Below are 23,077 nucleotides of genomic sequence, written 5' to 3' on the forward strand. Positions count from 1 at the left end.
CAGCGATAGCCGACATTGCCGCAACCGCCGCTGAACTGCCCGCTCAGCGCGGCCGCGGACGGAACTGCGCGCGCACCGCCGGCCGGCCGAGTTGCCAGGCCAGCCACAACAGCAACGGGATCGCGGCGGCCTTGAGCGCCAGGCCGACCTGCCAGGTGCGTTCGGCCCGCGCGATCATCCACAGCGCGACGTCACTCAATTGCGGCTGCGCCAGCGCATGCTGCCTGGCGGTATCGAAATCGCTCCATTGCTGCAGCATCAGCACGCCGCTGGCCAGCGCCCACACGGCCAGCAGCACCGCCAGCAGCTGCATCGTCGGCCGCGCCCACGCCTGGCGCAGGATGCAGCCGGCGCACGCCACGATGACCAGCAAGGCGGCAGCCAGGTACACGTATTCGGCATGCCGCAGGTACTGCACGAAACCCATCGCGGCGAACAGCAGCAGCACCCACGGACCGACTGCCCACGCCGAGAAGCGCCGCGTCGACGCGGGGTCGGCGCGCACCGCCAGCGGCATCAGGGCGCCGCCTTCAACGTGGCGAGGTCGTTCAGCACCTGGGCCGAGTTCTTTTCCGGATCGACGTCCACGTAGACCTTCGCGACCTTGCCTTGCGGGTCGATCAGGAAGGTGGTGCGCTTGGCGTAATGCATGCCCATGCGCGAGGTCAGCACGCCATAGCGGGTGGCGACGCTGCGGTCCGAATCGGCCAGCAGCGGGAACGGCACGCGATATTTTTCGGCGAATTCGGCGTGCGACTTCACGTCGTCCAGGCTCACGCCGACCACTTCGGCACCGGCCTTGCGCAGCTTCGCGATGTCATCGCGGAACGTGCAGACCTCGGTGGTGCAGCCGGGGGTGAAATCCTTCGGGTAGAAATACAGCACCAGCCAGTGGCCGTGGAAATCGGCCGGCGTGCGCCAGTGGCCGTTCTGGTCCTGCAGGCGGAAGCTCGGGGCGGTCTCGCCCACTTGCGGGGTGGCGGCAAACGCCGGGGCGACCAGGGCACACAGCAGGGTCAACACAAGCAGGCAGGAAAGGCGGCGCATGACGGGATCTCCAGTGGGGATGCCTGGGAACAACCGCCACAGTTTACGCGTACCCATGAAGAAGGGCGCCATCCGGCGCCCTTCCCGATCATGCCTGCGCCAGCATCAAGGCCTGCTGATGGTGAACTTGCCCACCGAGACGCCCAGGTTGACGCCCTGGCCGGTGCCGGTGAGCGCCAGCGAGGTGGTGCCCTTGGTCAGCACCTGCGCGGAGGAACTCTTCACCACGCCGGCCTCGGCGCCAGCCTGCACGTAGTCGCCGTAGACATCGGCGATATCGTGCACCTTGCTGATCTCGCCCTTGCCGTTGTCGATGTGGTACTTGCCGGCGGTGAGGCCGCCGCCGACCACGCCGATCTTCACGTTCGCACGCTGGCCGTTGTCGCAGGTGATCGTGCCGCTGCCCTCGGCATGCTTGTAGATCAGCGACCAACCGGACAGGTTGTATGCGAGATCGCATTTCACCGAGGCCTCGGCGGCCTGCGCGCCGCCGGCCGGCAACACGGTCACTGCGCCCGCACAAGCCATTACCAGGGCAGCCATTCCAAACGTTCGCTTGATCATCGTCGTCTCCTTCAACCTTCTTACTGCGGGTGGGTGTTCGTGCGTCGCGGGTGCACGGCAGGAACCGGCAGCCGCGGTGCGCAGATCGCAGGTTGTGCAGGGCAGCGTGACAAGCGCGTGCAGGAGCACGACCGTCCGTTCAGGTTCTCGCCGTTGATGCCGCGGTAACAAAATGCCGTGCAGACTGCCAACGGCGCACAAGGCGGCTTGGCGGCCGCGGCGCGGCGGGCGATCGGGCCATCCCGCACAGGACTCGACACGGCCCATGCCGGAGCAACGCAAAGGAACACCATGGTCAAGTATTCACTGGTCGGTTATGACGGCTCGGAGGCCTCCCGCCGCGCGTTCCAGTTCGCGGTCGAACTCGCCCGTTGCAGCCACGGCCGCGTGCGCGTGGTGTCGGTGCTGCAGGTCACCGAGGGCGGCGCCGACGCATGCGCCTTGATGATCGCCGACACCGGCACCGAGCGCGTGCAGGAGCTGCTGCAGGAACTGACCGCGATCATGCCGGATGCGGCCGACCTGATCGATGTCGAACTGACCCTCGGCAGCCCCGGCGACGTGCTGCTGAGCCAGATCGAGCAGCACGGCGTCGACCACATCGTGATTGGCCATACCGAACGCGGCGCGCTCGCCCGCTGGCTGCTCGGCTCGGTGTCCGGCAACGTGCTGGCGCGCGCGCACGTGCCGGTAACGGTGGTGCGTTGAGGGGTGGCGGCGTCGAACGGCAAGTCGGCCGGCGTTAATCCGCTGCCGCGATCAGGCCGTATCCTGTGTCATCTTCTTGTCACCTGAAGACGGGCCGTCAGTTGACGAGGCCATCGCCGCACGGGAAATCCGCTTGAACTATTCCACCGCCCTGCCCTGGACCCTGGAGAGCATCGACCTCGACCGCATCGAGGTCGCCCGCGTGCGCCACGACGAGGACCTGTTCTTCCTGCTGTGCAGCTCGTCGTTCGTCGAGAGCGGTTCTGACCTGTACACGCAGAACCTGATCGACCATTTCGCCGATGATGAGGAGCTGCAGGGCTGGCTCAGCCAGCACTGGCAGCACGAGGAACTGCAGCACGGACGCGCGCTGGCCGCCTACGTGCGCAAGGTCTGGCCAGAATTCGACTGGGACAAGGGTTTCCAAGCGTTCTGGCACGAGTACGGGGCGGTGTGCACGGCCGAGCAGCTCGAACCCGACCGCGGACTGGAACTGGCCGCGCGCTGCGTGGTGGAGACCGGCACCGCCAGCCTGTACCGCGCGCTCAACGAGATCACCGACGAGCCGGTGCTGAAGCTGCTGACCAACCACATCAAGGGCGACGAGGTGCGCCACTACAAGCACTTCTACCAGCACTACCGGCTGTATCGCGAACGCGAGGGCTTCGGCCGCTACAAGGTGTTCCGCGCGATCCTGCGCCGGGTCAACGAGATCAAGAGCGAGGACAGCGACATCGCGCTGCGCCACGTGTTCAACCAGTGCTACCCGCAGCACCTGGGCAACGAGGCGGAGTTCCGTCGCATCAGCAACCGCGCGCAGGGCCTGCTGCGCCGGCACATCCCGGCCGGCATGACGGTGAAGATGCTGCTCAAGCCGCTGGACCTGCCGTCCCGGCTGCAGGGCGCGCTGGAAAAGCCGCTGGCGAAGATCACCGAGAAGCTGTTCCTGCACTGAGTCCCATCATTGCGATGCCGCCGGCTTGTCCGCTCTGCGCGCCGCGCTCTCGATCTGCCGCTGCTTCTGCTGGGCGAGCTTCAGGCTCTTTACGTCGATCGGGCGAATCCGGGTGATCGTGCAGGGAAAGTTGTGGCGTCCGGTGAGCACCTTGTCGAACCCCACCATCACCTGGTTGATGTTGGAGGTGAGCCCGATGCTGTTGACGAAGAGCAGGTCCTGGCAGCCGCCGAGATCCAGCAGCCACGCCTTGTTCGGCTGCGTGTAGACGGCCAGTTCGGTATCGCTCAGCGGCTCCCACGAGTACAGGCTGAAGAAGTTGAAGCTGCGCACCGGCGCGCCGGCCGCCGCCGCATAGGCGGCCTGGCGCTCGCTCATGCGCTGCGCATAAGGCACGCTGGAACAGCCGGCGCACAGCAGGCCAAGCATCAACGCGCCGGCAGGGATCAGGGGTGACTTGGACATGATGCGGTCCTCGATGGAGACTCTCCTGTCCAGACGCATGGGCGCCGTTTCGGTTGACGCCGCCCGGCGCTGACAAGCTACTTCTTGCCGCCCTTGCCCACGGCAACCCACTTCGCCGGGTCGAAACCGCCCACCTCGTAGACCAGGGTCTGCTTCTTCTCGCCGTCGACCAGGGTGACGTCCATGCCGATCTTCTTCGCCTTGCGCAGCATGGCGATGAAAGCCTGGTCGTCGCGGATCATCAGCGCCGGCTCGCCGGTGGACGGCGCGAACGCCTTGATCCGCACCGGCTTGCCGTCGACCGTGGTGGCGATGGTGCAATTGCCGCGGCAGACGAAACCGGGCTTGCTGCCATACAGGAACGCGCTCTGGCCCCAGCTGGTATGCCGGCGCAGCACCAGCCGCACGCGGTCGCCGCTGGCCGGCTGGCTGTTCTCGATGGTGGCGGTGGACTGCGTGCCGCCGGCCATCGGCGCCACCTGGTACAGCCACAACCTGGCCAGCCGGCTCTTCTCGCTGGCCTCGGTGTAGCGCTTCTCGATCGCCGGCAAGGTCTTCTGCACTTCCTTCGCCGCGTCGCTGTCGGGAAACCGCTTGACGATGTCCTTGCCCATCGACACCGCCATCTCGTCGTTGCCGATGCGCAGCAGCTGGCGATAAGTGTCGAGGTTGCGCGCCGCATCGGCCGCCTGCGCCTGGGCCTGCTGCTGCTCGGCCGTCGGCGCGCTTCCCTGTTGCGAACAGCCGGCAAGCATCCAGGCGGCGCAGAAGGCCATCACGGCATAACGGGAAAAAACGCGATTCATCGGCGGCCTACCTGGGGGAACAGGCCGCTAGCTTGGAACGATCCGCGGTCGCCATGCAACCGCGCCGGCCAATCCGCCTGGCCGAAACGCTCGTGCGGCGCGGCGCGCCTCATCGGTCCATCATGGGCTGCCCGCCATGACCTCTCCGAACCGCTCATGACGATCCCATGCAAACCGATGCGGAGCAGCATGATGAAGAGACGCGAACTGTTGAAAGCCATGGCAGCGCTGCCGCTGTTGCCGCTGCTGCTGCGCGGCGCCATGGCCTCGGCGCGGGACGCCGCCACGGTCATGGCAACCAAGTTCCGCTCGCGGGTGCGACCCGGCGATCCGGGCTGGCCGCTGCCGGCAAAGTGGAAACAACTCAAGCGCGACGTCGGCGGCCGCCTGCTGAAGCTCGAATCGCCTTTCGCGCGCTGCTCCGCGCCGCCTTCCGACAGCGTTTGCGCGGAAGCGCTGAAACATCTCGACAATCCCTTCGCACTGGGCGACAACCCCGCGCTGACCCAGACCAGCGGCTGGGCCGATGCGTGGACGTCGCAGCCCAGCGCCTACGCGGTGGCGGCGGAGAACACCGCCGACGTGGTGGCGGCGACCCACTTCGCGCGACAACACCACCTGCGGCTGGTGGTGAAGGGCGGCGGCCACAGCTACCAGGGCACGTCGGACGCGCCGGATTCGCTGCTGATATGGCCGCGGCACATGAACAAGGTGACCCTGCACGACGCCTTTGTCGCGCGGGGCTGCGCCGAGGCGCCGCAGCCGGCGGTGACGATCGAGGCCGGCGCGATGTGGAGCGACGCCTATGACGCAGTCACCACGAAGGGCGGCCGCTACGTGCAGGGCGGCGGCTGCACCACGGTGGGCGTCGCCGGCCTGGTGCAGAGCGGCGGCTTCGGCAGTTTCTCGAAGCACTGGGGCACGGCCGCCGCCAACCTGCTGGAAGCGGAAATCGTCACCGCCGACGGCGAAGTGCGCATCGCCAATGCCTGCACCCACCCCGACCTGTTCTGGGGCATCAAGGGCGGCGGCGGCAGCCTGGGCACCGTCACGCGGCTCACCCTGCGCACGTTCGAGCTGCCGACGATGTTCGGCGGGGTATCGGGCGCCATCAAGGCAGCGTCCGACGACGCGTTTCGCGCGTTGATCGCCAAGGCGATGGAGTTCTATCGCAGGGCGCTGTTCAACCCGCACTGGGGCGAACAGATGTCGTTCCGCAGCAACAACACGCTGAACCTGTCGATGGTGTTCCAGGGTCTGACCCAGCAGCAGGCCGAGCAGGTGTGGGCACCGTTTTTCGATTGGGTTCGCGCCAGCAGCGATTACCGCTTTGCCAAACCCGTGCAGGTGTTGGCGTTGCCGGCGCGGCATATGTGGGACGCGGAGTTCTTCCGGGCCCACGCGCCGCAGTTCGTCGTGGCGGACGACCGACAAGGTGCGCCGGCCCATCACGTCCTCTGGGCCGGCGACCAGGATCAGGTCGGCTGGTTCATCCACGGCTATCAGTCGGCGTGGCTGCCGGCGTCGCTGTTGCAGCCGGGCCAGCAGTCAAAGCTGGTCGGTGCCCTGTTCGCCGCTTCGCGGCACTGGGGCTTCTCACTGCATTTCAACAAGGGACTGGCGGGCGGTTCCGCCGACGCGATCGAGCGCGCCCGCGACACCGCTACCCATCCGCAGGTGCTCGATGCTTTTGCGTTGGCCATTTGCGCGAGCAGCGGCGACCCCGCCTTTCCAGGCATGCCGAACGCGCACCCCGAACTGGCCAAGGCACGACGCGAGGCAGCGACGATCGACAAGGCGATGGATGCACTGCGCGCCGTGGCGCCCGGCGCCGGTTCGTACGTTTCCGAGAGCGACTATTTCCTGCGTGACTGGCAGCAGGGATTCTGGGGCTCCCATTACGCGAAGCTTGCAGCGGTGAAGCGCAAGTACGATCCGGATGGTCTGTTCTTCGTACACCACGGCGTGGGCAGCGAAGCATGGAGCAAGGACGGCTTCACGCGACTGCATCACCGATGACGCGGCAGGACTCGAAAACTCAGCTTTCGCTGGCCATGCACGAGTCCAGGTGTTCGACCCGCAGGATCTGATCGAGCCAGACCTGTCGACTCCAGTCCGGCACGTCGGGCCGTTCCAGCTGTACGGTGGCGTTGATGCCTTCGCGCTCGTCGCCATCGCGGAACACCTGCACGTTCGGCCGCGTGATGATCACGCCGTCGCAGCTGCTGCCGTCCTTCAGCAACAGCACCACATGGCCGTTGGCCGGCAGTTGATCGACCAGCGACTCAAGCTTCCGGATGCTGGCCTGATCGGTATAGACGCGTTTCGCCTGTCTGCCCATGAGACTCGCCTCGGATGACTAGCGTGCCGCCACGCTAGTCGGCAAAACCGTAAGAGCATGTAAATTCGTCCGTCTGGCAGCTGAACAACGTACCTGCCGGCACTTTGCGGCTGCACACGGCGGCGTGCGATGGCGATGAATGCCATCGTGCTCGGCGGCATCGGCACGCTGGCCGTGGTGGCGCTGTGGGTGGCAGATGTTCCCGACCCTGCGCCGGCGCCAGCGGCTGCACGTCGAGGAGGTGCGCGCGAAGAACGGCAGCGGATATCCTCTGAAGGTCAGCCGGCACACGGAACCGTCCCATGATCACCACCTCGCCCACCGACTTCCTCGAAGCCTACGCCGCGCTGGCGCCGCTGCCGGAAGCCGCGGCGACCGCGCGGGCGGCGTTCCTGGTCGCGCCCGCCGAATTCGCGCTGGCGGAGGAATCGGCGCGCGACAACCGCTACATGGACATGAACCTCACGGTCAACCCGCTCAAGGCCCTGGCCCAGCACGGCGCGCTGGCCCAGGCGTTGCGCGCGGACGTGCCGGTGATCACCTTTCCGGGCAACCCGGCGACGCCCGACGCGGTGTTTCCGAACAACGTGTTCGCCACGGCGCCGGGCCGGCTGATCGTGGGCCGCATGCGCCATCCCGTGCGCCAGCGCGAGGCCGAGCGCAGCGACATCCGCGCGTTCTTCGGCGAGGTGCTGGGCTATGACGAGATCGACCTGTCCGGCTGCGACGGCCTGGTCGCCGAACTGACCGGGTCGCTGATCATCGACCGCGCCCGCGGCGTCGGCTACTGCGGCCTCAGCGAGCGCTGCGACATGGCCGGCGCGCAGGCGATGCACAAGGCGTTCGACCTGCGCCTGACGTACTGCTTCGAGTTGGCGGAAACCGAATACCACACCAACGTGGTGCTGACCCTGCTGGCCAGCCGCGCCGTGATCATCGCCGCCGACGGCTTCCGCGATCCGGCCGCCGCGCAGGCGATCGCCCACGCTTACGGCGACCGTGCGATCTGGCTCACCCCGGCGCAGAAGCAGGCCTTCGCCGGCAACGCGATCACCTTGTCCGACGACCGCGTGTGGATGAGCGCCTGCGCCGCCGCCGCGTTGACCGACGAACAGCGCGAGGCGCTGTCCGGGTATGGATTCGCGATCGGCGCGGTGGGGCTGGGCGAAATCGAGAAGGCCGGTGGCAGCCTGCGCTGCTGCGTGGGCGAGATTTACTGAAACCGCCGCCACGCGTTGCGCCGGCGGCCATCGCGGTGCATTCTCCGTGGATGCCGTCGATTCTCCAACCATCGACACGACGCCAACGACGTCCGCGGACGCTCTGCCTGGTCGCGCTTGCAGCCAGCCTGTCCGGCCCGGGCGGGATGGCCGCCACGCCGGCGGGCGGACGCACCTGGGCCAACCCGCTCGACCTCGACTATCGCTACAACTACGAGCAGATGAACGAGGGCATCTCGTACCGCACCGGTGCGGATCCCGCGATCGTGCGCTACGGCGACGGCTATTACCTGTTCCTCACGCTGGCCGACGGCTACTGGCATTCGAACGACCTCGTGCACTGGCAGTTCGTTCGGCCGGATAGATGGCCATTCGACGGCCCGGTGGCGCCGGCCACCCTGGTCGCCGACGGCAAGCTGTTCCTGATGCAGGCGGCGATGGAGCCGAAGCCGCTGCTGTACTCGACCGATCCCGCGCACGGCCACTGGCAGTTCTGGACGCGCCTGCTGCCGGCGGTGCCGGGCGCGGTGTGGGGCGGCCACGAGAGCGACATGAAGCCGGGCGAGCTGCCGCCCGGGCCATGGGATCCGGGCCTGTTCCGCGACGAGGACGGCAAGACCTATTTGTACTGGGACTCATCCAACGTCTTTCCGTTGTACGGCGCGCAGATCGACCTGGCGCTCGACCACGCCGGCGAAGGCGAAGGCAAGCGGATGAGCTTCGTCACGAAGCCGGTCGCCCTGCTCAAGGCCGATCCGGCCGCGCACGGCTGGGAGCGCTTCGGCCAGGACCATACCGATACCAGCATCCAGCCCTACGTCGAGGGCGCCTGGATGAACCGGCATGGCGACCGCTACTACCTGCAGTACGGCGCGCCCGGCACCGAATACAACGTGTATGCCACCGGCGTGTACGTCGGCAGCAAGCCGCTCGGACCGTTCACCTATGCGCCGTACAATCCGGTCGGCTACAAGCCCGGCGGCTTCGCCGTCGGCGCCGGCCACGGTTCCACTTTCCAGGACGCGCATGGCAACTGGTGGAACAGCGGCACCATGTGGGTGGGCCTGAACTGGAGATTCGAGCGGCGCATCGACTTGTTTCCCGCCGGCTTCCATGCGGACGGCCAGATGTGGGTCGATACCCGCTTCGGCGACTTCCCGCAGCGCATGCCCGATCATCCGCTGCATGAAGGCGAGAGCACGTTCACCGGCTGGATGCTGCTGTCGTATCGCAAGGCCGCACAGGCCTCGTCGCAACGGCCGGGGCATCCGCCGTCCGAAGTGACCGACGAGAATCCGCGCACGTTCTGGGTCGCCGCGAACAACACCGCCGGACAGACGCTCACGCTCGACCTCGGCGGCCTGCGCACGGTGCGCGCGGTGCAGGTGAACTACGCCGACTACCAGTCCGGCCGCTACGGCGACGCGCCCGACATCGTCACCCGGTTCCGCCTCGAGGGCTCGGTCGACGGCCGGCAGTGGACCACCCTGGCCGACCTCTCGCACGAAACGCGCGACCGACCGAACGCCTATCTCGAACTCGACCATCCGGCGCGCATCCGCTACGTGCGCTACGTGCACGGCCACGTCGGTGCGCACACGCTGGCGATCTCCGACCTGCGCGTGTTCGGCAACGCCGACGGCCCGCCGCCGCCCGCGCCGGTGCTGGTCTCCGCGCGTCGCCTGACCGACACCCGCGATGCCGAGATCGCGTGGAAGCCGGTGCCCGGCGCGGTGGGCTACAACGTGCGCTGGGGACTTGCCGCCGACCGGCTGCACGAGACCTACCAGCGCTTCGCCGACCAGCCGACGCGGCTGACCCTGCGCTCGTTGAACAAGGGCGTGAAATACGTCGTGGCGGTGGAAGCCTTCGACGAGCATGGCGTGTCCACGCTGTCGCGGACGGCCACGCTCGCCCCCTGAGATTCGCCCATCCAAGAGTGCCTCCCGACCTGCGGCCATGAGCATGGGCAGCTTGCAATGCATGCGTTGCCAGCCCCGGGCCGATCCGCCATGCTGATCCTTCCTTCATGGAGGATCGTCGATGTCAACGCCACCGCCCGTTCCCGTCGCACGTTCCACCTTCGTCAATGTGCTGGGATGGATCTTCGTCTGCCTCGCCGGTTTCGGCACTCTGATCGGCCTGCTGCAGAACCTGATGTTCCAGCTGGTGTTCCAGCCGGCCATGCAGCAACAGGTGGCGACCCAGCCATTGCCACCAGGCATGCCGGTGCCGATGGACTGGATGGTTACGCACATGATCTGGCTGTTCCGCGGGTTCTTGCTGCTATCGATCATCACCTTGGCTGCTGCCATCGGCCTGCTGTTGCGCCGCAATTGGGGGCGTCGGCTGTTCATCGGCGTGATGGCTTTCGCCATCGTCTACCAATTGCTTGGCCTGGTGCTGCAGTGGTGGGTAATGGGATCGATGCAACAAGCCATGCAGCTGCCGCCTGACGCCCCCGCACAGTTCGCCAGCGGCATGCATGGCTTCTTGCTGGTCATCCAGGTTTTCAGCGCAATCATGGCGGTTGGCTTCAGCGTTCTGTTCGGCTGGATCATCCGGCGCTTGTGCAGCGCACCGATTCGGCGTGAATTCATCCGCATGGACACGCCGTTCCCGACTGCGGGAAGTTCACGATGATCACCGTCCACCATCTCAACAACTCGCGCTCGCAGCGCATCCTGTGGCTGCTGGAAGAACTCGGCCTGCCGTACGAGATCAAACGCTACCAACGCGATCCTAAGACCCTGCTGGCGCCACCCGAACTGCGCGCGGTGCATGCGCTGGGCAAGTCGCCAGTGATCACCGACGGCGAACTGACCCTGGCCGAGTCCGGCGCGATCATCGAATACCTGGCCGACCGCTACGGCGCCGGCACGCTGATTCCCGCGCACGGCACGCCAGCGCGCCTGCGCTGCAACTACTGGCTGCACTACGCCGAAGGCTCGGCGATGCCGCCGCTGCTGCTGAAGCTGGTGTTCAACCAGGTCGAACGCGCATCGGCACCGTTCTTCGTGAAGCCGGTGGCACACGGCATCGCGCGCAAAGTGCAGCGCAGCTTCGTCGACCCGCAGTTGAAGCTGCACCTGGATTATCTGGAAGGCGAACTGGGCGACAGCGCATGGTTCGGCGGCGATGCGTTCAGCGTCGCCGACATCCAGCTCAGCTTCCCGCTGGAAGCGTTCGCTGCCCGTGGCGGACTGGATGAACGCTACCCGACGCTGCTGGCGTTCCTGCACCGCATCCATGCACGGCCCGCCTGGCAACGCGCGCTGCGACAGGGCGGCGAATACGTCCTTGGCTGAATGGGCGACGCGGCCGCGCGCCGCTGTCCACGCCCTGCTCACGGCGACGCTGGCAGCCTGTGACGCCAGCCTGAGGAGAACAGTCATGCGCAACCGTGATGAGATCCAGCGTCAGTTGCAGGACGCCGGCGAGCGAGCCGGCGAGCGCGTGCGACGCTACGCCGACGGCGCGGCCGAACGCGCGCATCACCTGTACGACCGCAGCCGCGAACTGCGCGCACGTTTCGGCCAGCGCGGCGATTCCTACAGCCGTCGGCTGGCGCATGCGGCCGAGGATTTCGCCGACGAGGCGAACTACCACTACCGTCGCCTGCGCCGCCAGGTGAATCGCCACCCGGCTGCCACGGTGGCGATCGTCGCCGGCACCATCGGCGCCTTCCTGCTGCTGCGCCGCGCGTTTCGCAGCGACGACGAATGAACGCCTGACGCCCGTCTGATCAGGGCGCACTTGCACCGACGAAGACCCGCGCCGGGCGGTTCGTCGGGCGGCCCACCGCCACCACCGGCATCGCCTTGCCGCTGCTAAGCTGGCCGCCTCGTGCCGCGGCGGTCACCCATGCGCCCAAGAGACATCACCTTCCATCACCCCGTGGCGTTCTGGCTGGGCTGCGCGGCGGTGGTCGCGGGCGTGCTGGCGCACTTGCCGATGCTGGCGATGGCCGCGCCGATGCATTACCACCTCGCCGGCATGCCGATGGACAACGCGATGCTGGTCGGCATGGCGCTGGTACCGCTCGGCGTGCTGCTGGCCGGTTACGGCCTGATGCCGCGCCTGGAGCAGATGCGACGCACGCTGCACGCCGGGCGCAGCCCGCTGCCGTTCCACGTCGCCGACCACGTGCCGCTCAACCGCGAGCACTGGAAACTGGTGGCCGTGCTGACCATCGCACTGGCGGTGGACGTGATGAAACCGGCGACGATCGGCTTCGTCATGCCGGGCATGTCGGCCGAGTACGGGATCAGCGGTTCGGTCGCGGGATGGCTGGCGCTGTCGGCGCTGATCGGCACCACGGTCGGCTCGATCGTGTGGGGTCGCCTCGGCGACCTGTTCGGCCGCCGCGCGACGATCCTGCTGTCCGCGCTGATGTTCATGGGCACGGCGATCTGCGGCGCGATGCCGGCGTTCGGCTGGAACCTGGTGATGTGTTTCATGATGGGCGCCGCCGCCGGCGGCATGCTGCCGATCACCTTCACCCTGATGGCCGAGACGATCCCCACCGCGCACCGCGGCTGGCTGCTGGTCGCCCTGGGCGGAGTCGGCACTTCGGCCGGCTATCTGCTGGCCTCGGGCGCGGCGACGCTGTTCGAGCCCGCCTTCAGCTGGCGCGCACTGTGGCTGCTCAACCTGCCGACCGGCGCGCTGATCGTATTCCTCAACCGCTACATTCCCGAATCGCCGCGCTTCCTCGCGCTGGCCGGGCTGGAGGATCAGGCGCGCGCCGTGCTGCAGCGCTTCTCCGGCGGGGCGCTGGCCACGGATCTGCCCGTGGCGCACGACCAGCCCGCAGCCGCGCCGGCGGCGAAGGAGCCGGCGCGGATCGGCTTGCGCCGTCTGCTGCGCGGCCGGCATGCGCACATCACCTGGGGCCTGGCGATGTGCGCGATCGGCTGGGGCCTGGTGAACTTCGGCTTCCTGCTGTGGTTGCCGGCGAACCTGGTCAAGCTGGGCATCGACGCCCAGGCCAGCAGCGCGCTGCTGGCGCGCTCGGCGATCCTCGCGTTGCCCGGCATCGTCATCGTCGTGTGGTTCTACCAGCGCTGGAGCAGCATCCGCACACTGGTGCTGTTCGCCGGCATGGCGACCTGCGCCCTGCTGTTCTTCTTCGCGATCGACCTGGCCGACCTGCGCTCCACCATGCTCACCACGCTCGGCACGGTGGCGCTGCTGCTGAGCATCAGCGGCGTGATCGCCACGCTGATCCCCTACGCGGCGGAAATCTATCCGGTGCACCTGCGCAGCAGCGGCGCCGGGCTGATCGCCGCCTGTTCGAAGTTCGGCGGCATCCTCGGCGCGGGACTCGGCGTGGCCGGCCTGTTCGACCACTTCATGCTGTCGGCCGTGCTGATCGCGCTGCCACTGGCGGCAGCGGGCTGGATGCTTGCGCGCAGCGGCATCGAAACCCGCGGCCACGACCTGGAGGCGATCCAGGAAGTGCTGTCGCGCTGAGCGCGCCCCGCCGGCATGGCGCCGGCGAGGCGGGCGGAATCACACCGTCAGCGGATTCGGCTTGTCCTGGTCGAGCTTGTATTCCTTGATCGCGCGGCTGACGTCCTTCGCGTTCATCTTGCCGTCCTTCGCCAGCGCGGCCAGCGCCGCGTGCGCGATCCAGTAGCGGTCGACCTCGAAGAACTCGCGCAGGTGCGCGCGGGTATCCGAGCGGCCGAAGCCGTCGGTGCCCAGCACGGTGTAGCGCATGCCGTCAGGCAGGAACGCGCGGATCTGGTCGGCGTACTCGCGCACGTAGTCGGTGGCGGCGATCGCCGGGCCGGAGCGCCCGTCGAGCAGACCGGTGACGTACGGCACGCGCTGCTTCGCTTCCGGATGCAGGCGATTCCAGCGCTCGGCGTCGAAGCCGTCGCGGCGCAACTCGATGAAGCTGGGGCACGACCAGATGTCGGACTTCACGCCGAAGTCCTTCTCCAGCAATTCGGCCGCCGCGATCACCTCGCGCAGGATCGTGCCGGAACCAAGCAGCTGCACGCGCGGCTCGCCCTTCTTCGGCTTGCCGCCATCCTTGAACAGGTACATGCCCTTGATGATGCCTTCCTCGCTGCCTTTGGGCAGGTCGGGGTGGCTGTAGTTCTCGTTCATCACGGTGACGTAGTAGTAGATGTCCTCCTGCTCCTGCATCATCCGGCGCACGCCGTCCTGCAGGATCACGGCCACTTCGTACGAGAAGGTCGGGTCGTACGACTTCACGTTCGGGACTGCGCCGGCCATCAGGTGCGAGTGGCCGTCCTCGTGCTGCAGGCCCTCGCCGTTCAGCGTGGTGCGGCCCGAGGTGCCGCCGACCAGGAAGCCGCGCGAGCGCATGTCGCCCGCCGCCCAGCACAGGTCGCCGATGCGCTGGAAGCCGAACATCGAGTAATAGATGAAGAACGGCAGCATCGCCTGGTTGCTGACCGAGTAGCTGGTCGCCGCCGCCATCCACGACGCCATGCCGCCGGCCTCGCTGATGCCCTGCTGCAGCACCTGGCCCTTCTGGTCCTCGCGGTAGTACAGCAGCTGGTCGGAATCCTGCGGCTTGTATTTCTGGCCGAACGGCGCGTAGATGCCGATCTGGCGGAACATGCCCTCCATGCCGAACGTGCGCGCCTCGTCGGCGACGATGGGCACGATCCGCTCGCCCAGCTGCTTGTCGCGCAGCAGCAGGTTGATGCCGCGCACCAGCGCCATCGTGGTGGAGATCTCGCGCTCGCCGGTGCCCTTGGTGATCTGCTCGAACGCGGCCAGTTCCGGCGCCTTCAGCTTGGCGTCCGCCTTGCGCCGGCGCTGCGGCAGCGCGCCGCCGAGCGCCTGGCGGCGCTCCAGCATGTACTGCACTTCCGGCGAGTCCTTGCCCGGGTGGTAGTACGGCACGTCATGCAGCTTGTCGTCGGCAATCGGGATCTGGAAGCGGTCGCGGAAATGCCGCACCGACTCGTCGTCCAGCTTCTTCTGCTGGTGGGTCGGGTTCTGCGACTCGCCGGCCGCGCCCATGCCATAGCCCTTGACCGTCTTGGCCAGGATCACCGTGGGCATGCCCGTGGTGTTCACCGCCGCGTGGTAGGCCGCGTACACCTTGTGCGGGTCATGGCCGCCGCGGTTCAGCCGCCAGATGTCGTCGTCGCTGAGGTTGGCGACCATCTCGCGCGTCTCCGGGTATTTGCCGAAGAAATGCTCGCGCGTGTACGCGCCGCCGAACGCCTTGCACGCCTGGTACTCGCCGTCGACGGTTTCCATCATCAGCTTGCGCAGCACGCCCTTGCTGTCGCGCGCCAAGAGCGGATCCCAGTAGCTGCCCCAGACCACCTTGAGCGCGTTCCAGCCGGCGCCGCGGAACACGCCTTCCAGCTCCTGGATGATCTTGCCGTTGCCGCGCACCGGACCGTCCAGCCGCTGCAGGTTGCAGTTGATCACGAAGATCAGGTTGTCCAGGCCCTCGCGGCCGGCCAGCGAGATCGCGCCCAGCGACTCCGGCTCGTCGCATTCGCCGTCGCCCATGAAGCACCAGACCTTGCGGTCGCTCTTCGGGACCAGCCCGCGGTGTTCGAGGTACTTGAAGAACTGCGCCTGGTAGATCGCCTGGATCGGCCCCAGGCCCATCGACACCGTCGGTACCTGCCAGTAGTCCGGCATCAACCACGGGTGCGGGTACGACGACAGCGCGCGGCCATGGCCGGCCACTTCCATGCGGAACAGGTCGAGCTGGTCCTCGGCCAAGCGGCCTTCGAGGAACGAGCGCGCATAGATGCCCGGGCTGGAATGGCCCTGGTGCAGGACCAGGTCGCCCGGGTGATCGGCGCTCGGCGCGCGCCAGAAATGGTTGAAGCCCACGTCGTACAGCGTGGCGCTGGAGGCGAAGCTGGCGATGTGCCCGCCCAGCTCGCCCGGCTTGCGGTTCGCACGCACCACCATCGCCATCGCGTTCCAGCGGATCAGCGAACGGATGCGCCATTCCATCGCCGCGTCGCCGGGGCTCTTCGCTTCCTGGCTGGGCGCGATCGTGTTGACGTATTCGGTGGTCGGGTTGAACGGCAGGTAGCCACCCGAACGGCGGGTGGTGTCGACCATCTTCTCCAGCAGGAAATGCGCGCGTTCGGTGCCGTCGTGATGGATCACCGCGTCGAGCGAGTCGATCCACTCCCGGGTTTCGGTGGGGTCGATGTCCTGGTTGAGGATGTCGTCGAGCTGATCCATGAAGATTCTCCGCGGCGCCGTTGCAGCGCTCATGCTTGAGGGGGTACCCGCCGCCGGGGGATTGCAGCGGGATCAACGTCCAAGTCTAGCCGTTGGGCCCGAGGGTCGCCAATGCAGATTCCATGCGGCGGCGCACGGCGGCGGGGCTGCCGGCGACGGATCGGCCGCCCCCGGTCGGGGCGGCCGGGTCGGTCAGCCTTGCGGGCGGTTCGCCGCGCGGATCTGCGCCTCGACGCAGGCCACCGCGCTCATGTTCACCACCCGGCGCACGGTCGACTGCGGCATCAGGATGTGCGCCGGCTTGGCCACGCCCATCAGGATCGGCCCGATCACCACGCCGTCGCTGAGCATGCGGGTCATGTTGTAGGCGATGTTGGCCGCGTCCAGGTTCGGGAACACGAACACGTTCGCCTTGCCCTCCAACCGCGAGTTCGGGAACAGCTTCTCGCGCAGCGCCGGCGTCAGCGCCACGTCGGACTGCATCTCGCCCTCCACTTCCAGCCGCGGCGCGCGGGCGCGGATCAGCTCCAGCGCCTTGCGCATCTTCTTCGCGCCGCAGGTGTCGCGGCTGCCGAAGTTGCCGCCGGACAGCAACGCGATCTTCGGCGTGATGCCGAACAGCTTCAGCCGGATCGATGCCTGCAGCGTGGCCTCGGCGACCTGCTCGGGGCAGGGATCGTCCTGCACATGCGTATCGAGGTAGAAGAACGTGCCCTTGTCGGTGGCCACCGCTGCCATCGCCGACGGTTCGACCACGCCGGCGTCCAGGCCGATGATGTCGCGGATGTAGCGCAGCTTGCCCTGGTACTGGCCGACCAGGCCGCAGATCATCGCGTCGGCTTCGCCGCGTTCGACCATCAGCGCCGCGATCGCGGTGGGCCGCGAGCGCACCACCGCCTTGGCCATCGAAGGCGTCACCCCGCGGCGCTGCATCAAGCGGTGGTAGTGCTGCCAGTAGTCGTCGAAGCGCGGGTCGCTGTTGATGTTGCAGATCTCGACGTCCACGCCCAGCTTGATGCGCAGGCCGGCGCGCTTGATGCGCTTCTCGATCACTTCCGGGCGGCCGATCAGGATGGGTTTGGCCAGGCCTTCGTCGACCACCACCTGCACCGCGCGCAGCACGGTCTCCTCCTCGCCCTCGGCGTAGACCAGCCGGCAGGGGGCGGACTTGGCCCGCTCGAACACCGGCTTCATCAGCAGGCCGGTACGGAACACGAAACTGGTGAGGCGATCGGTGTACTCGGCGAAGTCGGCCATCGGCCGCGTCGCCACGCCCGAGTCCATCGCCGCCTGCGCCACCGCCGGCGGCAGCTGCAGCAGCAGGCGCGGATCGAACGGCTGCGGGATCAGGTACTCCGGCCCGAAGCTGGGCGGCTTGCCGCCGTAGGCGCGCGCGCTGACGTCGGACGACTCGCGCCGCGCCAGCGCCGCGATCGCCTGTACGCAGGCGATCTTCATCGGCTCGTTGATCACCGTGGCGCCCACGTCCAGCGCGCCGCGGAACAGGTACGGGAAGCACAGCGCGTTGTTGACCTGGTTCGGGTAGTCCGAACGGCCGGTGGCCATGATGCAGTCCGGCCGCACCGCCTTGGCCTCTTCCGGAGTGATCTCCGGGTTCGGGTTGGCCAGCGCGAAGATGATCGGCCGCGCGGCCATCGTGGCGACCATCTCCGGCTTCAGGATGCCGCCGGCGGACAGGCCGAGGAACACGTCCGCGCCCTCGACGATTTCGGCCAGCGTGCGTGCCTTGGTGTCGCGCGCGTAGCGCTGCTTGTCGGGGTCGAGGTCGGTGCGCTCGCTGTGCAATACGCCGTGGCGGTCGAACGCCAGGATGTGCTCCGGCTTCACGCCCAGCGCCACCAGCATGTCGAGGCAGGAGATGCCCGCCGCGCCGGCGCCGGTGGTGGCCACGCGGATGTCCTCGATCTTCTTGCCGACCACCACCAGCGCGTTGATCAGCGCCGCGCCGACGATGATCGAGGTGCCGTGCTGGTCGTCGTGGAACACCGGGATCTTCATCCGCTCGCGCAGCTTGCGCTCGACGATGAAGCACTCCGGCGCCTTGATGTCTTCCAGGTTGATGCCGCCGAAGGTGGGCTCCAGGCTGGCGATGATGTCGACCAGCTTGTCCGGGTCGTTCTCGTCGATCTCGATGTCGAACACGTCGATGCCGGCGAACTTCTGGAACAGCACGCCTTTGCCTTCCATCACCGGCTTGGCCGCCAGCGGCCCGATGTTGCCCAGGCCCAGCACCGCGGTGCCGTTGGTGATCACCGCGACCAGGTTGGAACGCGCGGTGTACTCCGCCGCCGTGGTCGGGTCCTCCACGATCGCATCGCAGGCCGCGGCGACGCCCGGCGAATAGGCCAGCGACAGGTCGCGCTGGGTCAGCAGCGAGGTGGTCGGGGTGACCTTGATCTTGCCGGGGCGCGGCAGACGGTGATATTCGAGGGCAGCAAGGCGCAGTTCTTCGGGGAGGCTCATTGGATACGTTTTGTCGGTGAAGGGAAGTCCATCCGCCGCGGCGGATGACTTCCCGTGATGTTAGCACCGGGGCGGCCTGCGCCGGCCCGTTCTTGCGACGCTACGCCGCGCTCCTAGACGCTCTGCAGCAGTTCGTCGCCATGCACCCGGTTCAACTGGATGCCGTTGATGAAGACCGAGAACGCCAGCTTGCCGGCCAATCCATGCACGTGCTGCATCCACGGCGGCAGCCAGCGCGGCGGCAGGATCGCGCCGGATTCGAAGTGCGGCTGCAACGCGACGACGTCGTGCAGGGTCAGCTTGCCGGCGAACAGGTGGCGCAGCAGATCCATCCGCCGCCGCTTCAGGGCGAGGCGGAAGAACGTGTGCACGGTGAGAAGGCCGGACAGGTAGACGTTGTCCTTGGCGAATGCCGCGCCGCCGCCCAGCGGCACGCCGCGGAACACGCGCTGGGCCGAATGGAAGCTGTCCGCCGTGCTCTGCCCGCAGGCGCTGAAGTACTTGTAGACCTCGACGAAGTCGGCGCCGCTGAGCGCCATGTCGATCGCCAGGATGCGCAGGCTGATGCGCTTGAGCCGCGTGATGTCGATCGCGCCGGACATCAGTTCGGCGAACACGGCCAGCCCTTCCTGGGTCGCGGTGACCCGCGGCGAGGTGCGCGCCAGCGAGGCCAGCAGCGGTTGCCGGCGGCCGTTCAGCGCGGTCAGCGAATGCACGAACGCCTCGTGCGCCAGCAGCTGGTGGCGATCGTACTCGCTGAAGCTGGCGCCGCCGCGCAGCCGGATGCGGGTGGCGCCGGCGGCCGCCTTGGCGGTCAGCTCGGGATCGACCTCGACGTTGATCGTGCCGGCGCCGAAGAACTCGTCCAGGGTGGCGGCGAGGTCGCTGCGCAGCACGTCGGCCGGCACGTTCACGCTGCTGTCGTCGGCCAGCAGGTCCGCGCCCAGCTCGTCGGACAATTCGACGAAGTAGCGCGCCGCATCGAGGTTGCTGCGCCGGCTGCCGGGGATCATGTCGTCCGGACGTCCATACAGCGCGATCGACGGCGCGGTGACGCCGGCCGTGCCGACCGATTCCAGCATCTCGGCGGCAATGCGCCAGGATTCGGCGGTGCGGCGCAGGTAGTCGCCCAGCGGGTCGATCTCCGCGCCCTCGGCCGCCGCCGCCTCGATCGCCGCCAGCTCGGCGCGCGCCGCGGACAGGTCCGGCCGCGTGTAGCTCACGTCCGGCAACGCGAAGCGACCCTTGTCGTAGGCCTCGATCATGCGGCTTTCCAGCGACGCCGGCCACGCCACCGTGGGCAGGATGTGGATGCCGCGCACTGCCGCCAGCAGGCGCTGGTCGAGCACGGCATAGCGCTGCAGCTCGGGCGCGACGGTAGCGTCCGACGCGTTCATCGCGCGGCCCCGCACGACGAGCCGGTACGGCCTCCCGGCTGGGAATATGACGACGACAACCGACGCATGCCTGCGCTCCGCTACGACGATGCCGCGATACTAGATGCTTTGACGCGCCTCGTGCGCAAGCCGGACGCGCCGGCTCAGTCCCGCTCGCGCTGCCCGCGATGGCCGTGCGGCCGTTCGATCGGCCGGCCGCCGCGCTGCCGGCGCAGGCGCGCTTCCAGCGTCGCCGCCTGCTCCTCGCGCTCGTCGTGCAGCTTGAGGAAGTTGCGCCAGCGCCCGGGCGCCAGTTCGCCGCTGTCGAGCGCCATCTGTATCGCGCAGCCCGGCTCGCTGCCATGGCCGCAATCGGCGAAACGGCATTGCTCGGCCAGTGCCTCGATGTCGGCGAACAGGTCGAGGTTTTCCTCGCCGGTGAGCTTCAGCTCGCGCATCCCCGGCGTGTCGATCAGGCAACCGCCGCTGGGCAACTGCAGCAGGGCGCGATGGGTGGTGGTGTGGCGGCCGCGGCTGTCGTGGCTGCGTACTTCGGCGGTGGCCATACGTGCCGTGCCGAGCAGGGTATTGGTCAGGGTGGACTTGCCGGCGCCGGAGGAGCCGACCAGCACCGCGCTGTCGCCCGGCTGCAGGTACGCCGCCAGTTGCGCCACGCTGGCCGGGTCCTTGCCGTTCAGTGCATGGATCGGCGTCGCGGCGGGCAGCCGCGCACGCAGCGCCTCGATCTGCGCCGCGGCGTCCTCGCGCGTGTCCAGCTTGCTCAGCAGCACCACCGGCTGCGCGCCGGAATCCTCGGTCAGCGACAGGTAGCGTTCGATCCGCGCCGGGTTGAAGTCGCCATCCAGTCCGGTCAGCACCAGCACGTAGTCGATGTTGGTGGCAATCAGCTGCCGCTCGTAGCGCTCGCCGGCCGCCGCGCGCGACAGCACCGTGCGCCGCGCCAGCACGTTGACGATGTGCGGCGGCTTGCCCGCCTCGACCTCGACGAAATCGCCGACCACCGGCCGCTCGGACGGGTCGATGCCGCGCTTGAGGAAACGCCCGTCCGGCTGCGCGCCGAACAGGGTTTCGCCGTCGTGCAGCTCATAGCCGGCGCGATGCTGGGCCACGACCCGCGCCAGGCGCAAACCGGAGGCCGGCAGCGCATCACCGCGCCAGCCGATGCGGCGCAGGCGTTCGATCGTTTTGGCATCACTCATGGGTAAGAGCCTGTTCATGATCTCCGGGCGCCACGCGCCGGGAGCTGTTTGCTCGCAGGCCAAGGAAGAGCGAGGGAGTGTACGTCCGTACACGACCGAGTGATGACGCCGGCGTGCGGGCAAACAGACCCGGCCCGAAGGGTTGTCGTTGAGTGGCCGCCATGCGGCAGCGCGCGGCTTGACCTGACGGCCAGTCAGGCGCTGCGCCACGCACTACCACCTGGCGGCCACTCAACGACAACGCGAGGCACCCGGAGATCATGAACAGGCTCTTAGGTCGGCACGGTCCGGTGATTATGCCTTGCCTGAAGATTGCCCGACGATGAACCGGAATCCGGCCCAAAAGATGCTCGCGCTGCACTGCACCACGCTGCTAGCATCAAGCCGCCGGCGGCACGGCCGCCTGTCGACCTCAACCTGCACAAGGACACCGGCGTTGGCCTCGATCACACCCAGTGCGCACCTGGCGGACGTGCGCTACGAAATCCGCGGCGCGCTGACCCGGCGCGCGCGCGAGCTGGAGGCTGCCGGCCTCGACATCATCAAGCTCAACATCGGCAACCCCGGCCGCTATGGCTTCGCGGCGCCGGCGCACCTGCGCGAGGCGATCGCCGGCCACCTGCACGAGAGCGAGGCCTACGGCCACGAACAAGGCCTGGAACTCGCTCGCGAGGCGATCGCCGCGCAGCAGCGCGCGCGTGGCGCCCAGGGAGCCGAGCCCGAGCGCATCTTCATCGGCAACGGCGTCAGCGAACTGATCGACCTGTCGCTGCGCGCACTGCTGCAGGCCGGCGACGAGGTGTTGCTGCCGAGCCCGGACTACCCGCTGTGGAGCGCCGCCACCATCCTCAACGGCGGCCAGCCGCGCTACTACCGCTGCCTCGCCCGCCACGGCCACCTGCCCGATCCGGACGAGATCGAGGCGCTGATCACGCCGCGCACCCGCGCCCTGGTGCTGATCAACCCGAACAACCCGACCGGCGCGGTCTATCCGCGCGCGCTGCTGGAACGGCTGGTGACGATCGCGGCAAAGCACCGCCTACTGCTGCTGTCCGACGAGATCTACGACGAGATCCTGTACGACGGCGCCAGCTTCCAGCCACTGGCCGAGGTGGCCGGCGAGTGGCCCTGCCTCAGCTTCGGCGGCCTGTCCAAGGTGCACCGCGCCTGCGGCTACCGGGTCGGCTGGATGAGCCTGTCCGGCGATGTCGCGCGCAGCGCGGCCTATCGCGACGCGTTGCAGCTGCTGGCCGCGCTGCGCCTGTGCGCGAACGTCACCGCGCAATGGGCGGTGCTGCCGGCGCTGCAGGATGCGCCGACGATCGGCACGCTGACCGCTCCCGGCGGGCGCCTGCACGAGGCGCGTCAGGTCGTGCTGGAAGGCGTCGCCGCCAGCGACTACCTGGAACTGGTGGCCCCGGACGGCGCGCTGTACGCGTTCCCGCAGGTGCGTGCCGACCGCCTCGCCAGCTTCGACGACGAGGCCTTCGCGCTGCGCCTGCTGGAGGAGGAATCGGTGCTGGTGGTGCCCGGCAGCAGCTTCAACGTGCCGCGCAGCCGCCACTTCCGGCTGACCCTGCTGCCGCCGCCCGCACAACTGCGCGAGGTGTTCGTGCGGACCGAACGGGTGCTGGCGCGCATGGCGCGCGAGCAGTCGCCGTCCACGGCCGCGGTGGCCTGAAC

General features: G+C 68.1%; 20 protein-coding genes. 10 read left to right on the forward strand and 10 right to left on the reverse strand.

Annotated elements, in window-relative coordinates; translation table 11 throughout:
• Positions 1–43 precede the first annotated feature (43 nt).
• The 3 genes from ABIE04_RS06280 to ABIE04_RS06290 all read right to left on the reverse strand — a co-directional run bounded on the left by ABIE04_RS06280 (position 44) and on the right by ABIE04_RS06290 (position 1,611).
• Complete coding sequence (locus ABIE04_RS06280; RefSeq protein ID WP_354547695.1) at positions 44–517, reverse strand: hypothetical protein; 474 nt, start codon at positions 515–517, stop codon at positions 44–46.
• Positions 517–1,047, reverse strand: a complete 531-nt coding sequence (locus tag ABIE04_RS06285; protein WP_354547696.1) for a peroxiredoxin — start codon at positions 1,045–1,047, stop codon at positions 517–519. The genes ABIE04_RS06280 and ABIE04_RS06285 overlap by 1 nt, the downstream gene beginning before the upstream one ends.
• A 105-nt stretch (positions 1,048–1,152) precedes the next feature.
• Positions 1,153–1,611 (reverse strand): hypothetical protein, encoded by a 459-nt coding sequence (locus ABIE04_RS06290; protein ID WP_354547697.1) that lies wholly within the window; start codon positions 1,609–1,611, stop codon positions 1,153–1,155.
• Positions 1,612–1,902: 291 nt separating this feature from the next.
• On the opposite strand from ABIE04_RS06290, the gene ABIE04_RS06295 reads away from it, so the two are divergent.
• Complete coding sequence (locus tag ABIE04_RS06295) at positions 1,903–2,319, forward strand: universal stress protein (protein ID WP_354547698.1); 417 nt, start codon at positions 1,903–1,905, stop codon at positions 2,317–2,319.
• Between the two features lie 133 nt (positions 2,320–2,452).
• Positions 2,453–3,274, forward strand: a complete 822-nt coding sequence (locus ABIE04_RS06300) for a ferritin-like domain-containing protein (RefSeq protein WP_354547699.1) — start codon at positions 2,453–2,455, stop codon at positions 3,272–3,274.
• A 6-nt stretch (positions 3,275–3,280) separates the two neighbouring features.
• On the opposite strand, the gene ABIE04_RS06305 is transcribed toward ABIE04_RS06300, so the two are convergent.
• Positions 3,281–3,739 carry a DUF6491 family protein gene (locus ABIE04_RS06305; protein ID WP_354547700.1) on the reverse strand — a complete coding sequence of 153 codons (459 nt, stop codon included), beginning with the start codon at positions 3,737–3,739 and terminating at the stop codon, positions 3,281–3,283.
• A 77-nt stretch (positions 3,740–3,816) separates the two neighbouring features.
• Positions 3,817–4,545, reverse strand: coding sequence for a hypothetical protein (locus tag ABIE04_RS06310; protein ID WP_354547701.1), 729 nt, complete (start codon positions 4,543–4,545; stop codon positions 3,817–3,819).
• A gap of 192 nt (positions 4,546–4,737) precedes the next feature.
• On the opposite strand from ABIE04_RS06310, the gene ABIE04_RS06315 reads away from it, so the two are divergent.
• Positions 4,738–6,564, forward strand: a complete 1,827-nt coding sequence (locus ABIE04_RS06315) for an FAD-dependent oxidoreductase (RefSeq protein ID WP_354549798.1) — start codon at positions 4,738–4,740, stop codon at positions 6,562–6,564.
• Between the two features lie 19 nt (positions 6,565–6,583).
• On the opposite strand, the gene ABIE04_RS06320 is transcribed toward ABIE04_RS06315, so the two are convergent.
• Positions 6,584–6,886, reverse strand: a complete 303-nt coding sequence (locus ABIE04_RS06320; protein ID WP_354547702.1) for a DUF3247 family protein — start codon at positions 6,884–6,886, stop codon at positions 6,584–6,586.
• 302 nt (positions 6,887–7,188) lie between these two features.
• On the opposite strand from ABIE04_RS06320, the gene ABIE04_RS06325 reads away from it, so the two are divergent.
• From ABIE04_RS06325 to ABIE04_RS06350, 6 genes are all read left to right on the forward strand, one after another.
• Positions 7,189–8,106: an arginine deiminase-related protein gene (locus ABIE04_RS06325; RefSeq protein ID WP_354547703.1), complete on the forward strand. Its 918-nt coding sequence runs from the start codon at positions 7,189–7,191 to the stop codon at positions 8,104–8,106.
• Between the two features lie 146 nt (positions 8,107–8,252).
• On the forward strand, positions 8,253–10,028 hold the full coding sequence (locus ABIE04_RS06330) for a family 43 glycosylhydrolase (protein ID WP_354547704.1): 1,776 nt from the start codon (positions 8,253–8,255) through the stop codon (positions 10,026–10,028).
• Positions 10,029–10,149: 121 nt separating this feature from the next.
• Positions 10,150–10,749 carry a hypothetical protein gene (locus tag ABIE04_RS06335; protein ID WP_354547705.1) on the forward strand — a complete coding sequence of 200 codons (600 nt, stop codon included), beginning with the start codon at positions 10,150–10,152 and terminating at the stop codon, positions 10,747–10,749.
• A complete protein-coding gene (locus ABIE04_RS06340) occupies positions 10,746–11,414 on the forward strand; it encodes a glutathione S-transferase family protein (RefSeq protein WP_354547706.1) in 669 nt (222 codons plus the stop codon). Before ABIE04_RS06335 ends, ABIE04_RS06340 begins: the two co-directional genes overlap by 4 nt.
• An 85-nt stretch (positions 11,415–11,499) precedes the next feature.
• The gene (locus tag ABIE04_RS06345; RefSeq protein ID WP_354547707.1) at positions 11,500–11,832 is read left to right on the forward strand and encodes a hypothetical protein; all 333 of its coding nucleotides are present in this window, start codon (positions 11,500–11,502) and stop codon (positions 11,830–11,832) included.
• Positions 11,833–11,970: 138 nt separating this feature from the next.
• Entirely contained in the window at positions 11,971–13,581 is a 1,611-nt protein-coding gene (locus ABIE04_RS06350) for an MFS transporter (protein ID WP_354547708.1), read from the forward strand.
• Positions 13,582–13,620: 39 nt separating this feature from the next.
• On the opposite strand, the gene aceE is transcribed toward ABIE04_RS06350, so the two are convergent.
• The 4 genes from aceE to rsgA all read right to left on the reverse strand — a co-directional run bounded on the left by aceE (position 13,621) and on the right by rsgA (position 21,394).
• Positions 13,621–16,314: a pyruvate dehydrogenase (acetyl-transferring), homodimeric type gene (gene aceE / locus ABIE04_RS06355; protein ID WP_354547709.1), complete on the reverse strand. Its 2,694-nt coding sequence runs from the start codon at positions 16,312–16,314 to the stop codon at positions 13,621–13,623.
• 192 nt (positions 16,315–16,506) lie between these two features.
• A complete protein-coding gene (locus ABIE04_RS06360) occupies positions 16,507–18,798 on the reverse strand; it encodes an NADP-dependent malic enzyme (protein ID WP_354547710.1) in 2,292 nt (763 codons plus the stop codon).
• 113 nt (positions 18,799–18,911) lie between these two features.
• Complete coding sequence (locus ABIE04_RS06365) at positions 18,912–20,195, reverse strand: flavohemoglobin expression-modulating QEGLA motif protein (protein ID WP_354547711.1); 1,284 nt, start codon at positions 20,193–20,195, stop codon at positions 18,912–18,914.
• A 143-nt stretch (positions 20,196–20,338) separates the two neighbouring features.
• Complete coding sequence (rsgA, locus tag ABIE04_RS06370; protein WP_354547712.1) at positions 20,339–21,394, reverse strand: ribosome small subunit-dependent GTPase A; 1,056 nt, start codon at positions 21,392–21,394, stop codon at positions 20,339–20,341.
• Between the two features lie 436 nt (positions 21,395–21,830).
• Here rsgA and ABIE04_RS06375 point away from each other — a divergent pair, with 436 nt between their 5' ends.
• Positions 21,831–23,075, forward strand: coding sequence for an aminotransferase class I/II-fold pyridoxal phosphate-dependent enzyme (locus tag ABIE04_RS06375; protein ID WP_354547713.1), 1,245 nt, complete (start codon positions 21,831–21,833; stop codon positions 23,073–23,075).
• Positions 23,076–23,077: the final 2 nt, after the last annotated feature.

This window comes from Rhodanobacter soli, from assembly GCF_040548735.1.
Lineage (GTDB): Bacteria > Pseudomonadota > Gammaproteobacteria > Xanthomonadales > Rhodanobacteraceae > Rhodanobacter > Rhodanobacter soli_A.